The organism is Pseudomonas sp. NCHU5216 (genome assembly GCF_052156495.1).
Lineage (GTDB): Bacteria > Pseudomonadota > Gammaproteobacteria > Pseudomonadales > Pseudomonadaceae > Aquipseudomonas.
Genome location: NZ_JBQLIX010000032.1, coordinates 1 through 13572, shown reverse-complemented (window position 1 = coordinate 13572; position 13572 = coordinate 1). Strand labels below are relative to the sequence as shown.

11 protein-coding genes are annotated in these 13572 nt (G+C 64.8%); 6 read left to right on the top strand and 5 right to left on the bottom strand.

What is annotated here, in order from left to right:
- Positions 1–60: 60 nt before the first annotated feature.
- The gene (locus ACSVIK_RS19380) at positions 61–675 is read left to right on the top strand and encodes a TetR/AcrR family transcriptional regulator (RefSeq protein ID WP_442445851.1); all 615 of its coding nucleotides are present in this window, start codon (positions 61–63) and stop codon (positions 673–675) included.
- A gap of 1024 nt (positions 676–1699) precedes the next feature.
- Here ACSVIK_RS19380 and ACSVIK_RS19375 read toward each other — a convergent pair.
- The 4 genes from ACSVIK_RS19375 to ACSVIK_RS19360 all read right to left on the bottom strand — a co-directional run bounded on the left by ACSVIK_RS19375 (position 1700) and on the right by ACSVIK_RS19360 (position 6354).
- Positions 1700–2191 (bottom strand): DUF3237 domain-containing protein, encoded by a 492-nt coding sequence (locus ACSVIK_RS19375; protein WP_442445850.1) that lies wholly within the window; start codon positions 2189–2191, stop codon positions 1700–1702.
- 222 nt (positions 2192–2413) lie between these two features.
- A complete protein-coding gene (locus ACSVIK_RS19370; RefSeq protein WP_442445849.1) occupies positions 2414–3775 on the bottom strand; it encodes a DUF1329 domain-containing protein in 1362 nt (453 codons plus the stop codon).
- A gap of 15 nt (positions 3776–3790) precedes the next feature.
- Complete coding sequence (locus tag ACSVIK_RS19365) at positions 3791–5599, bottom strand: DUF1302 domain-containing protein (protein ID WP_442445848.1); 1809 nt, start codon at positions 5597–5599, stop codon at positions 3791–3793.
- A gap of 98 nt (positions 5600–5697) precedes the next feature.
- Positions 5698–6354, bottom strand: a complete 657-nt coding sequence (locus ACSVIK_RS19360; protein WP_442445847.1) for a TetR/AcrR family transcriptional regulator — start codon at positions 6352–6354, stop codon at positions 5698–5700.
- Positions 6355–6455: 101 nt separating this feature from the next.
- Between ACSVIK_RS19360 and ACSVIK_RS19355 the strand changes: the two genes are divergently transcribed.
- Genes ACSVIK_RS19355 through ACSVIK_RS19340 form a run of 4 tightly spaced genes read left to right on the top strand, consistent with a single transcriptional unit; the run spans position 6456 to position 10763 of the window.
- Entirely contained in the window at positions 6456–8048 is a 1593-nt protein-coding gene (locus ACSVIK_RS19355; RefSeq protein ID WP_442445846.1) for a xylulokinase, read from the top strand.
- Positions 8038–8667, top strand: a complete 630-nt coding sequence (locus tag ACSVIK_RS19350; RefSeq protein WP_442445845.1) for a class II aldolase/adducin family protein — start codon at positions 8038–8040, stop codon at positions 8665–8667. The genes ACSVIK_RS19355 and ACSVIK_RS19350 overlap by 11 nt, the downstream gene beginning before the upstream one ends.
- A gap of 15 nt (positions 8668–8682) precedes the next feature.
- The gene (locus ACSVIK_RS19345) at positions 8683–10149 is read left to right on the top strand and encodes an aspartate aminotransferase family protein (protein ID WP_442445844.1); all 1467 of its coding nucleotides are present in this window, start codon (positions 8683–8685) and stop codon (positions 10147–10149) included.
- Between the two features lie 2 nt (positions 10150–10151).
- Positions 10152–10763 (top strand): hypothetical protein, encoded by a 612-nt coding sequence (locus ACSVIK_RS19340; protein WP_442445843.1) that lies wholly within the window; start codon positions 10152–10154, stop codon positions 10761–10763.
- Between the two features lie 20 nt (positions 10764–10783).
- Here ACSVIK_RS19340 and ACSVIK_RS19335 read toward each other — a convergent pair whose 3' ends face one another.
- Positions 10784–11074 (bottom strand): SelT/SelW/SelH family protein, encoded by a 291-nt coding sequence (locus ACSVIK_RS19335; RefSeq protein WP_268183617.1) that lies wholly within the window; start codon positions 11072–11074, stop codon positions 10784–10786.
- Between the two features lie 71 nt (positions 11075–11145).
- On the opposite strand from ACSVIK_RS19335, the gene ACSVIK_RS19330 reads away from it, so the two are divergent.
- A complete protein-coding gene (locus tag ACSVIK_RS19330; protein ID WP_442445842.1) occupies positions 11146–13332 on the top strand; it encodes a patatin-like phospholipase family protein in 2187 nt (728 codons plus the stop codon).
- Positions 13333–13572: the final 240 nt, after the last annotated feature.

Here is a 13572-nt window from a genome sequence, read left to right as displayed (position 1 = left end):
ACGCATGAAAACCTACTTCCGTTATGCTCGCCACCTGCGACCCGGATAAGGAGAGGGAAAGTGAGCGGTCTGCGCGAACGTCAGAAAGCCATGCGCCGCAAGGCCATCAGTGAAGCGGGGGTGGCTCTGTTCGAGCGCCAGGGGTTCGCCAACACCACCATCGAGCAGATCGCTCGGGAAGCAGGCGTCTCGGCGCCCACGGTGTTCAAGTACTTCAACTCCAAGCAGGAGATTCTCCTGGAGATGCTGCGCAAGGCCGACCAGAGTGCCTTGCAGGACGCGCGCCTGCACATGGCCGAACTGGACGACCCGCTGGACGCGCTGTGCTATCTGGAACAGGTGCTGGTCGATCACGCCCTCGACATGCTTCCAGCGCCGATCTGGCGCGAGTTGCTGCCGCACGTGCTGGGTGGTGACCGCAGCGACCTGCCGGAGAACTACAAGCGTCTCAACGAGAGCCTGCAGCATGAAATCGCCGGTCTGCTGCGCGACCTGCAGGAGCGTGGCAAGCTGCGCGCCGACCTGGATGTGGAACTGGCCGCCTTCCTGCTCAACGATTACTCGCACTTGCAACTGCTGCGCCTGACCAGCAGCGAGACGATGGATATGGAAGCGCACCGCCGCCAGGTACGCCTGACCAGCGGCCTGATCCTGCAGGGCATGATCGCTCGCTGAGCGCAGGTCTGAGCCACTGAAGGACGAACTGGTTCTTTGCGGGATATTGGCAAGTCAGTCGGGATACCGGGCTGGCAAGTTTGTGTGTTGGTGGGTTGGCCTGTGTTGGTGTTCTTGACGCCGCTTTGGGTGTTTTCAGATATTCCGGGTTTCGCCCCCTCGGGCGACTCACTTTTCTTTGAAGTGCGCAAAGAAAAGTAAGCAAAAGAAACGCACCCCCGCCATCCGGGTCTCGCTGCGCTCGACTTCCCTCACTCCGGCACCGCTCCGGGGTCGGCGTACATGGGCCATCCCTGGCCCATTACGCCTCTCGCGGCATCCATGCCGCTCGCCCCCTGCGCAATGCCTACGTTCGGCCTCCTGAAGGGGGAGTTAGCGCGCCTGAGCGAACTGGCATTCCAAGGTACGCTCGACGTGTTCTGCTAGATGTGAAGTCGCGATGTGGCCGTCGGGTTAAACCAAAACTTTCATTCGCGTAGGGCGTACCGGGACGCCGGCCGCTCGGAAGCAGTACGCCGTTGGTGGGAGTATTGGGCGTGAGCCGTGGTGCCGAACTCGGCATGGCCCGGCGGACTGTTCGCTGGCGCTCCTGAGTCCGCCCTACGGCTGCCCCCATCAAGCGCGTAAGAGTCCCATGGAGTAACCGCAGGTTCAGGCGCGTGCAGAGCCCGCCCAGGAGGGTGAGCGGAATCGTCGTGGAAGAGGTTGAGCGACATGGATGTCGCGAGAGCCACGATGGGCCAGGGATGGCCCACCGTGGCGGGCCTCTGGAACGGCGATGGAGTGAGCGAACCCTGGCGCAGCCAGGGCCGGATGATCGGGCGGAGGGTTTTGGTTACTTTTACCCGTAAAAGTGACTCGCCCGGGAGGGCGAAACCAAAAACATCAGCAAAAACGCGGCAATTCGGAACAGACACCCGGAAACGAACACCGTATTGCCAGTCCGGTATCAACACCCAACCTCCCGTATCCCCACAGCCGCCGCTTAGGTCTTTAGAGATACCCCAAACGCCCCAGCACCTGATCAGGGTTTCGGCGCGAGCGCGTAACAGCGAATCTGCACCCGATCCGCCGTGGGGTAATGCACCAGGCCGGTGAAGGTCTGCTGGGTCAACCAGCCCAGCTCACCTTCGGCGACCTGAAAGCGTGGCGTGCAGGTGCACAGGTATTCGCTCTCGGGAATGGGCCAGATATCACGTGCCTCCATGGCCTTGCCCGCCTCCGTCAGCCGCAACAGCCCGAGGTTGTGCACGTTGATCAGACTGCCGTCTTCGCACATCAGGCTGTAGCGCGCATCCAGCTCGCCGATGCCATCGGGCCTGAGCCGGTAGGTGTCGGCACCACCGGGCAGCACCTGCCCTCTCGCGCCACGACACTCGAAGGTGCCACCGATGATCGGATAATTCACGCGAAAGCCGTCGGCGCAAGGCCCCACGACCTCGCCCTCGGCGATCAGCACGTCGAGGCTCATGACCCATTCGAGCGCCACGCCCGAAACGCTGGCAAGCGGTTTCACTTGGTAATCTCCCGGTGCGGGTGCAGATGTGGATCAGCGCGAATGCCGGCCACACAATGCAATCGTTCGAGCCTGGCCATGACATCCCGGCGCAGGCTCTCGTCGATCAGAGCACAGGCAGATTTCTAATCAAGTTAAAAAGTTAAGTCAATTAAATAATTTTCACCCATAGAAACGCCAAGAGCCCCGAACGAGGCTCTTGGCGTCAGCGACGCCAGCAGGTCACTGCGTGCCGGTACGCCGCAGGTTGGCAGGCGTCCAGTAGCTGGCCGGTGGCGGCGTCAGTTGGAACTCGCGCGGCGCCTTCTCGTTGTTGCGCAGGCCGATCACCGTGTAGCTGTGGGCGATCAGGTCGTGATAGACGATGTTCACTGGGGTGATGGTCGGTACGTCATAGGCGTTCTTGGTGAAGGCCAGGTTGACGTGCCACAGCTCGCCACGGGCGTCGCTGTTTTCCACCATCAGGGCGTACCAGCTATCCTCGTCCAGATAGAAGCGGCGCTTGGCATGCACATGGCGTTGGCCTGGGCGCAGTGTCGCTTCCACTACCCAGACGCGGTGCATTTCCCAACGGGTGAAATCGGGGTTGAGGTGCCCGGGCTTGACCAGCTTTTCCAGCGCCAGCCCCGGCTGCTCCATGGCGTAGTTGTGGTAGGGCACCAGCAGCGCCTGCTTGCCCAGCAGCTTCCAGTCGTAGCGGTCGGTGGCCCCGTTGAACATGTCGGTGTCGTCGGCCAGGATGCCATCGCTGGGAGTGTCGTAAGCCAGCGTCGGAGCACGCCGCACACGCCGTTGCCCTGGGCTGTAGACCCAGGCCGAACGCGGCTCGGCCACCTGGTCGATGGTTTCGCGCACCAACAGCTTGCGCCCTGCCTCACGCGAGGGTGGCAGCAGCTCGCTGTCGAAGAAATACAGCAGGTTGTTCAGGCTGCTGGCGTCCTTGCTCGGGTCGTAGTAGTTCGACAGCAGGCGTATGCGTTCGCGAATGATGGAGAAGCCGCCCTGGGTATCCACTTGCGCGGTAGTGGCGACCTCGTTGATGTAATCCCCCTGCCAGCGCGCGATGTGGTTCCAGATCGCCTCACGGCCATCGGCAGGAATCGGGAATGGGATGCCGCCATAGGCATTGGCCAGGCCATTGCCGCCTTCGGCCAGGGTGGCCTGCAGGGCGTTCTGGCGGGTGTTCGCGTAGACCCGCTCAGGTGCACCAGCCGTGCGGTGGCTGGGGTAGACCGGCACCTTGAAGGTCTGCGGGTAAGCCTTGAGCAGCGCCTGAACGCCCGGGCTCAGGTGTTCGGCATCGGCGGCCATGTTCTGCGCATCGATCACGCGCAGGGGCTTCTCCCCGGCGAAGGGGTCGACGTGAAAACTGCCCGGCCCGGCATAACCGGCCGGCGCGGCGAGCTTGCCGCTCCACTCGGGAATGCCCAGCGCGGCATCGCCCTTGGGGTCGGCGCCGAAGGGGGTGAGCTGGTTGCCAAGCTGAGCGGCCTGCTCGGCCGTCACCTTGGCCTGAACCTGCAAGGGCAACAGCACGCTGCAAGCGAGCACCAGGCTGCCTACACGAAAAGCATGTTTGTTCATGGCGAATACCACTGGTTAGAAGGAGTAGGAGAGATTCAGTGCGACATGGTCACGGTCGATCAGCGGGTTTTCCTTGCGCGCGCCCCAGAACGAGGTGTAACTCAGCTTGGCGCCAAGGGTCTGGCCATACAGGGCGGCCAGCTCCAGGGTGGCGGACTTGCGCCCCTCGATGAAGTTCTCGTTGAGCGCCGGCGAGGTGCCGGACACGTCCTGGCGGAAGGTCAGGCCCGGGCGCAGGTTGAGGTTGGGCCGCACGTTGCGCCACAGGCCGCTGAAGTTCACCGTGTAGCCCCAGGCGAAGGAATCCAGGTAGGCGTAGTTGGGTGAATCCAGCAGGCTGCCCGGCACATGGTTGAAGGCCACCTCACCGAGCAGGGTCAGGTCATCCAGGCCCAGGCTCGGGCCGAAGCTGTGAATGGTGGAAATCGAGCCGGTGTAGAGTTCGTGGCGCTTGTACAGATCGATGCTGCGGCGCGAGTCGTTGGCCGAGCCATCGCCGAACTCGCCCAGGTCGATGCTGGCGCCACTGGCGCCGCCCGCCGTCAGCGCGCCATTGGCCAACAACCCCAGCTCGTAGGTCATCGACGGTTCCAGCGGCGCATTGGGCCGGTAGGCCAGTTCACCGGCGACGCTGGTATCGCCGATGGTGCCCGAGACACTGAAGCCGAACAGGCGAATGTCTTCGGGGTAGATGAAGTCGTAGCGCGTGGTATCCAGGTACGCCAGGCCATCGACCAGTGGCACCGAGCTGGGGTCGAGGGCTTGGGTCAGACCGCACAGGTCACTGAAGCGTCCACCGCCACTGCCACCACTGCAGGCGAAGGACTGGCCCTTCTGCACACGCAGGAATGGCACCTTGCTGTGGTAATTGAGGTAGTAGAGGCTGAACTCGGTGCTGTTCCAGTCTTCGACGATATAACGCAGGGCCAGGCCGAACTGACCATCGTCACGCGCCTCGTGCTCGCGGCCATAGCGCGCGCCGGCGACCACACCGTCGACGCCATTGAGGCCGGGCACCAGCCCCAGCGGCACGCCTTGCGCCTGCAGGTCATTGCGCAGGTCCAGCAGCACGCCATTGCTGCCCTTGCCGAAGTAGTCCTGATCGTTGAGGAAGGCTCCGGTCGGGATCATCTCATGGCCCTTCCATTCCAGGCCGTAGAAGCCCTCCACGCTCAGCGCGTCGGTGAGGCCGAGCTGCGCCGAGATCATGTTGGTGGGCAGCAACGCTTCCTTGAGGCTGGCGTTGGGCAGCACGATGCGGCCAATGTCCACCGGGTTGATGACGTTGATGCCGTCGGAATAGAAGATGCCCTCCCCCCAGTTGATCACCTGGCGTCCCAGGCGCAGGCTCAGCGGCATGTCGCCGAGGGAGCGATTGGTATAGACGTAGGCATCGAGCAGGCGTGCCCGGTGCCCGGCACGATTGCGCAGATCCGAGGGAAAGCGCTCGCCGCTGTCACCGTTGTGCGTGTCGAAGTCATCGCCGCTGGGGTCGTTGTCCATCAGTTGCGTGTCGTACCAGGCCGTGCCGCGCAGCAGCAGGCCATCCTGATCGGTACGCACATGCAGCTCCGAGGTCAGCTTGACCTCGTTGGAGACGAAGCCCTTGTAATACTCGCTGCCATCGTTCTCGTTGATGAAGAGGTTCTGGCCGTCACGCTGGATGCGCTCGGGTGACTCCGTGCGATACACCGAGCTGAACTCCACGACGCTTTCCAGCGTGGTGGTGACATCCGGCCCGGTGTCGATCTCGAATGCCTGGGCCTGGATACTCCAGAGCCCCATACCGACTGCTATGACTTTGTTCTTCTTATTGCGCAACATACAGCCCCCTAGCGGTTATGAGGTCATTGCACTGATTGGCTTGTGGTGCGGTACAGCAATCCGAGGCCCTGCCCATGGGCAGGGCAAGGCCTCTGGAATCAGGATTCGCGCTGGTCGAAGGCCGCCTGCGTGGCGCTGTAGATGAAGTGCAGGCTGCGCTTGAGCTGCCTGATCCGAGCCGGGCGCTGCTCCGGCGCCAGGGTCAGGATCAACTTGGTCACCGAGCTCGCCCCCTCGCACAGCACCATGGCCAGGCCTTCGGCCTGCTCGATGTCGATGGCCGGATTGGCGCTGCGAATCGCCGTGGCCATCATCTCCACCGAGCGCAGGGTGTCGGCCAGATTCAGCTCGCGCAGCTCCGGCGCGGCGGCCACGCAGCCCCAGACCTCGATGAAGCCCGGGTGGCTGGTCTGGATATCCAGCATCAGGTCGATCAGCCGCTCGATCAGCAGGCCGGCGTCGGCCTGGTTGGCGGGGTCGACGATCTTCCGCAGATCGCGCTCCAGTGACTCGCTGACACGGCTGGTGTAGCGCTGCCAGACCTCCTTGACGATCGACAGCTTGGTCGGGAAGTACATGTACAGCGACGCGATCGGCAGCCCGGCCTCGCGGGCGATCTCACGCATCGACACTCCCTCGTAGCCATGGGCGGCAATCAGATCCAGCGCCACTTTCAGAATCGCCTCGAAGCGCTCCTGGCTGCGTTGCTGCTTGGGTTCGCGGGGTCGCCGTACCTTTTCGGTGGTGCTTGACAAAGATTTATCCATCGCCTCATTCTCTAAAACATGATCAATGCTTATGTTTTAACTCGACTGTCACGAAATGGGAAGAGGCAAATGAAAAAGAGGCGGCCACGGTGACTCACGACACGCGACTGGTCTTGGCGGTAGACCTCGGTAGCTCAGGCTGCAAGACCGCACTGGTGGGCCTCGATGGCCACGTCAGGGCCTTCGCCTTTCGCCCGGTACAGACCCATGTGCTGGCCGGCTCGGGCGTCGAACAATGCCCGGAAGACTGGTGGCACGCGCTGCTCGACAGTGCTGCCGAAGTGCTCGACAGCACCTCGGCGCACAAGGCCGTGGCCGCCATCTGCTGTTCCTGCCAGGGTGAAGGCACGGTGCCGGTGGATCGCGACGGCCAGCCCCTGGCCCGCGCCCTGCTGTACATGGACATGCGCGGCCAGGAAGCGGTCAGGCGCCAGGTCGGCGGCATCCTGCCGCGCGTGGCTGGCTACGACCCGCTCAAGCTGTGGCGCTGGCTACGCCTGACCGGCGGCGCACCGGCCCTCTCCGGCAAGGATCCGTTCGGCCATATCGCCTTCATCCGCGACGCCATGCCCGAGCTGTATGCGCGCACCGACAAGTTCCTCAACGTCCTCGACTTCATCAACCTGCGCCTGAGCGGACGCATCGCCTCCACCGTCGATTCGGCGCTGACCACCTGGGTCACCGACAACCGCGACCCCGGCAACATCCGCTACCACGACGGCCTGCTGCGCATGGCCGGCCTGCAGCGCTCGCAGCTTCCCGAGCTGGTGCGCTGCTGCGAGGTGCTCGGCGAACTGCGCAAACCGGTGGCCGAACGCCTCGGGCTGCGCGCCGGCCTGCCGGTGGTGGCCGGCGCCGTGGACACCACCGCATCGGCCATGGGCTCTGGCGCCGTACGCGACAACGCCCTGCACCTGTACATCGGCACTTCGTCGTGGATCGGCGCCCATGTGCAGAAGAAGAAAACCGATGTCATGCGGCAGATCGCGGCCCTGCCCTGCGCCCTGCCGGATCGCTACATGATGATCGCCATGCAGTCGGCCGCCGGCGCCAACCTCAGCTTCCTGCGCGACCGCATCCTCTACGCCAAGGACGCGCTGCTGCAGAACGAAGCCGGCCCGGACGTCTACCGCATCCTCGACGAAGTGGCCGCCAGCGTCCCGGCCGGCGCTCGCGGCCTGCTCTACCTGCCCTGGCTGATGGGCGAGCGCAGCCCGGTGGACGACGGCAACCTGCGCGCCGGCCTGGTCAACATGACCCTGGAACACGCCCGCGAGGACATGGTGCGTGCCTTTCTCGAAGGCGTTGCCCTCAACACCCGCTGGATGATGGAGGCGGTGGACGGCTTCATCGGCCAGCCATCCGAGGAAATCACCCTGGTCGGCGGCGGTGGCCAGTCCGAGGTCTGGTGCAGGATCTTCGCCGACGTGCTCGGCGTCACCGTGCACCTGCCGCAACAACCCATTCAGGCCAACGCTCGTGGTGCGGCCTTCATCGCCGGCATCGGCATCGATGCCATGGCCGTCGGCGACATTCCCGAACGAGTCGAGATCCGTCGCTCGTTCCAACCCGACCGCCTCAACGCCGAGCGCTACGCCAGCAGCTACGCCAACTTCCGCGCCGCGCACAAGGCGCTGGCGCCCTTCTACGCACACCTGCATCGAGGTACTCATGACGCTTGAACAACGGGCCAGGGAGGTCATCGTCCGCACGGCCGTGGCCCTGGCCGACCAGGGTTTTCTCGCCGGCATCGGCGGCAACCTGGCCTTGCGCATCGACGCCGAGCGCTTCGCCGTCACCCCCTCGGCGAGCGACTACTACAGCATGCGCCCGGCCGACATCTGCATCCTGCGCCTGGACAGCCTCGAGCAACTTTCCGGCGAGGGCTCGCCCTCGGTAGAAAGCGGCCTGCACGCCAGGATGTTCAAGGCCCGGCCCGACTGCCAGGCCAGCGTGCACACGCACCAGCCCATCGCCAGCGCCTTCACCCTGCTCGGCCGCCCACTGCCGATCAGCGGCCAGCAGGCGCGCCAGGTCATCGGCCCGCAAGCGCCGATGTGCGCCTACGGCCCGTCCGGCTCCAGCCTGCTGTCCTGGCTGGTGAGCCGCCGTGTGCGCCCAGGGCTCAATGCCTACCTGATGCGCAACCACGGCGCCATTGGTGTGGGCACCACCATGGATCAGGCCTGCCAGGTCATGCGCCTGCTCGAAGAGGAAGCCCACGACTGGTTCTGCCGCGCCCTGCGCGCCAACCCCCATCACTCCGCCAGTCAGTTCGCACTGGCCACTCTGACCGATTGATCGAGGATAGTCCCCATGAACGCTTCCACCCCGATTCCGCAGACCGCCTCCGGCATTTCCCAATGGCCGGACACCGATGCCGTCGATGCCCGCCTCAAAGCGCTGATCAAGCAGCCGATCCGGCCGATCCGCCGCGAGCATATGGACAAGGTGCACGACTATTTCAACAGCAAATGCGCCACTTCCAAGGCGTTGGCCAGCGCTGCTACTCAGTTCATCCCCGGCGGTATCCAGCACAACCTGGCCTTCAACTACCCCTTCCCGCTGGCCATGAAGAGCACCCTGGGCGCGCACCTGGAAGATGTCGACGGTAACCGTTACATCGACTTTCTCCAGGCCGGCGGGCCGACCCTGCTCGGCAGCAACGACCCGGTGGTGCAGGAAAAGGTCATCGAGACCCTGCGCGAATGCGGCCCCTCCACCGGCCTGCTGCACGAGTACGAGGTCAAGCTGGCGGAGCTGGTCTGCCGTCACGTGCCCTCGGTGGAGATGTTCCGCATGCTCGCCTCCGGCACCGAGTCGGTGATGGGCGCGATCCGCCTGGCGCGGGCCTACACCGGCAAGAAATGGGTGATCAAGATCGGCGGTGCCTATCACGGCTGGAGCGACCAGATGGTCTACGGCATGCGCATCCCCGGCACCGGCCGGCGCGAGGCGGTGGGCATCCCCGGTGGCGCGACGCAGTACACCCAGGAAAGCTTCCCCAACGACCTCGCCGCCATCCGCCGTCGCCTCTGGATCAACCGCCTGCGCGGCGGCACCGCGGCCATCATCGTCGAGCCGCTCGGCCCGGAAAGCGGCACGCGCCCGGCACGCAAGGACTTCAACGCCAACCTGCGCAAGCTGTGCGACGAATTCGGCGCCCTGCTGATCTTCGACGAGGTGGTCAGCGGCTTCCGCGTCGGCATGGGCGGTGCGCAGGGGTACTTCGGCGTCATGCCGGATCTGACCATCTTCGGCAAGTGCCTGACCGGCGGTTACCCCATGGCCGGCGGCATCGGCGGCCGCCGCGAGGTGATGATGCTGCTGGCCGGGGGTATCGGCGGCAAGCAGACCAAGCGCGCCTTCGTCGGCGGCACCCTGACCGCCAATCCGCTGTCCTGCGTGGCCGGCTACCACAGCCTGGTGGAGATGGAAAAACGCAACGCCCCGGCCGTCGCCGGGCGCGCCGGTGACCGCATGACCGCCGGCCTGAACGAGATCGTGAACCGCCTCGGCCTGCCCTACGTGGTCTACAACCAGGGCTCGGTGGTGCACCTGCAGACTTCCGGCGTGCTGCTGCTCAACGTGCGCAACCCGATCCAACTGATGCGCGAGGTCAACCCGCGCAAGCACATGATGGAAGAAATGGGCGCCGCCTACATGGCCCACGGCCTGGTGACCCTGGCCGGCAGCCGGCTGTACACCAGCGCGGCGGATACCGATGACATCGTCGACGAGGCGCTGAACCGCTTTGAAGACGTCTTCAAACTGGTGGTGTGAGCATGCAAGAAGAAATCATCCAGGCCGCCTCACGCTTGAGCGGCAAGGGCCTGCTCAAGCGCAGTGGGGATGCGCTGTCGCTGCGCATTCCCAACCAGGGGCAGATGCTCTTCGTCGAACCCGGCGAGCTGCCCCGTACGCTGGAGCTGGCCAACCCGGGCAGTGGCACCGCCGCCCTGCACGCCCAGGCCTATCACCTGCGCCAGGATGCCGGGGCCATCGCCACCCTGAGCCCACGCTGGAGCCTGCAACTGCAGGGCCTCGGCGAAGCCATGCCGGGCATCTTCGACGAACAGGCGCGGCACCTCGGGCACTGCTGGCAGCCGACCCGTGCCGAGCACCTGCAGGCGGCCCTGGCCAAGGGCGGTAACGGCGGCCTGGTGGACGGTCGCCTGCTGATCCTCGGCGTGACCCGCAACCGCATGCTGTTCAATGCCGAGCTGTTCGAGAAATGCGCCATGGCCTATGTGCTGGCACGCCTCGGCGGCGGCCAGGTGCGGAGGCTGCCGTGGATCGTGCGCTACGTGGCCGGCAACCGCCTGCTCAAGGACGAAGCCCGAGCCGCGCTCAGCCACAGCCAGGGTCAGCGCAGCGCCGAGCCCAGCGGTTATTGAGGCACAGCCACAACGGCCGCTCAGTGGGTGACGCGGTCGTTGTGGCCCAGATCACGGCCCGGGTCGATCAGGTCGCGCACGCGCTGCTTGAGCACCTTGGCCTCGGGGAAACCGCCGTCGGCCTTGCGTTCCCAGATCTGCACACCATTGCAGAGGATGCGAAAGGTGCCACCGCTGCTCGGCTCGAGGCTGACCCGGCCCAGCTCCTCGGCGAAGGTGCTGAGCAACTCCTGAGCCAGCCAGGCAGCACGCAGCAGCCACTGGCACTGGGTGCAATAGGTGATGACGATTTCCGGTTTGTGATCGGACATGGGCGGGCTCGGTATGGCGAAGCGGATGCCTATAATAGCCGCCTTTGCGTTCGCCTCATCCGGTATTCGTCATGCCTCGTCTGCTCGCCCTGTTGCTCACCCTCTCCACCCTGCTCGGCCTGCCCGCCGTGGCCGAGGAACGTATCGGCTTGGTGCTCTCCGGGGGGGCGGCCCGCGGCCTGGCGCACATTGGCGTGCTCAAGTCGCTGGAGCGTCAGGGCATTCGCATCGATGCCGTGGCCGGCACCAGCATGGGCGCCATCATCGGCGGTCTGTACGCCTCGGGCTACAGCGTCGAGGAGCTGGAACGCCTGGCCCTGGAGCTGGACTGGCAGCAGGCACTGTCCGACTCGCCGCCACGAGAGGACGTGCCCTTCCGTCGCAAGCAGGACGACCGCGACTTCCTCATCAAGCAGAAACTCAGCTTCCGCGATGACGGCAGCCTCGGCCTGCCGCTGGGCGTGATCCAGGGGCAGAACCTGGCCATGCTCCTGGAAAGCCTGCTGGTGCACCGCAGCGACACCCGTGACTTCGACCACCTGCCCATTCCCTTCCGCGCCGTGGCCACCGATATCGGCACTGGCGAAAAGGTCATACTGCGCAGCGGTCATCTGCCCCAGGCGATGCGCGCCAGCATGTCGATCCCGGCGGTATTCGCCCCGGTGGAGCTGGACGGCCGCCTGCTGGTGGACGGCGGCATGGTCGACAACATCCCCATCGATGTGGCCCGGCAGATGGGCGTCGACCGGGTCATAGTGGTGGATCTCGGCACACCGCTGCGTCCGGTCAAGGAACTGCTGACCGTGGTCGACGTGATGAACCAGTCGATCACCCTGATGACCCGCAAGAACTCCGAAGAGCAGCTCAAGACCCTGACCGCCGACGACCTGCTGATCACCCCGCCCCTGGCCGGTTTCGGTGTGGCCGACTTCGACCGCGCCGAGCATATGATCGATGCCGGCTACCGCGCCACCGAGGCGCTGGCCGAACCCCTGGCGCGCTTCGTCCGTCCGGGCGGTGGCAACCCGGCGCTGGCCGTGGCCCGTTCGCGCGAGCAACGCAACCCGCTGATCCGCGAAATCCGCGTGATCAACGATTCCAAGGTGGGCGACGCGGTGATCCTCAGCCACATTCGCCAGTCGCTGAACCAGCCGCTGGATCTCGAACGCCTGCAGAAGGACATGGGCACGCTCTACGGCCTGGACTACTTCGAGCGCGTGCAATACCGCATCACCCCGCTCGAGGATCGTGGCAGCGCCCTGGTGATCGACGCCCGCGGCCGGCGCACCGGCACCGACTACCTGCGCCTGGGCCTGAACCTGGCTGATGACATGCGCGGCGATAGCGTCTTCAACATCGGCGCCAGCTACCGCATCAACGGCATCAACGAACTGGGCGCCGAGTGGCTGACGCGGGTGCAACTGGGCGACCGCCAGGAGCTGTACAGCGAGTTCTACCAGCCACTGGACTCCGGCTCGCGCTACTTCGTCGCGCCTTATCTGTCCGCCGAGGCGCGCAACATCGAAGCCATCCTGGATAACGACCCCATCGCCGAATACCGCCTGGAACGTTACGGCTATGGCCTGAACCTCGGCCGGCAGATCGCCAACAACGGCGAGATCCGCTTCGGCATCGGCCAGGCCTGGGGCGAAGCCGACGTGCGCGTCGGTGAGCGCGACCTGCCCAGCTTCAGCTTCAGCGAGGGCTACTACGAGCTCAAGTACTCCTTCGACACCCTGGACAACGTCGACTTCCCCCGCCAGGGCGAGGAGATCGGCCTGCTGCTGCGCCAGTACGACAAGAGCCTGGACTCCGATCAGGACTACCGCCAGTGGGAGCTGGAGCTGAACAAGGCCTTCAGCCACGAGCGCAACACCTGGATATTCGGCGGCCGCTACGGGCGCACCCTGGACGAAGCCGACGTGGTCACCTCCGGTTTCGTCCTCGGCGGCGCCCAGGAGCTGTCGGGCTTCCGCCAGGATGCCCTGAGCGGGCAGAACGTGGCGCTGGCACGCATGGTCTACTACCGCCGCCTGACCCAGCACTCATTGCTGCCGCTGGACTTCCCGCTGTACCTGGGCCTGTCGCTGGAGCGTGGCCGCGCCTGGAACAACGACAACGCCTTCGACAGCGGCTACATCAACGCCGCCAGCGTCTTCCTCGGCCTCGACACGCCACTCGGCCCGCTGAATTTCAGTTATGGGTTCAACGATGAGCGGGAGAAGGCGTTGTATCTGAATCTGGGTAAGAGTTTCTGATACGGAAGGCTGCGCCGTAATACCGTCCACCTGAACGACGCAGACTTACGACCCATGGGATGAGAGGTCTTTGAAATATCCACCGTCCTTGGTCTTGATAGCTTTGGGCGGTTCATCGCGGTATCTCGTGGTGAGACAGTCTTGATACCAGACTGGAAATTTGGTGTTGGTTGTTCTTATGCCTGTTCCGAATTGCCGCGTTTTTGCTGATGTTTTTGGTTTCGCCCTCCCGGGCGAGTC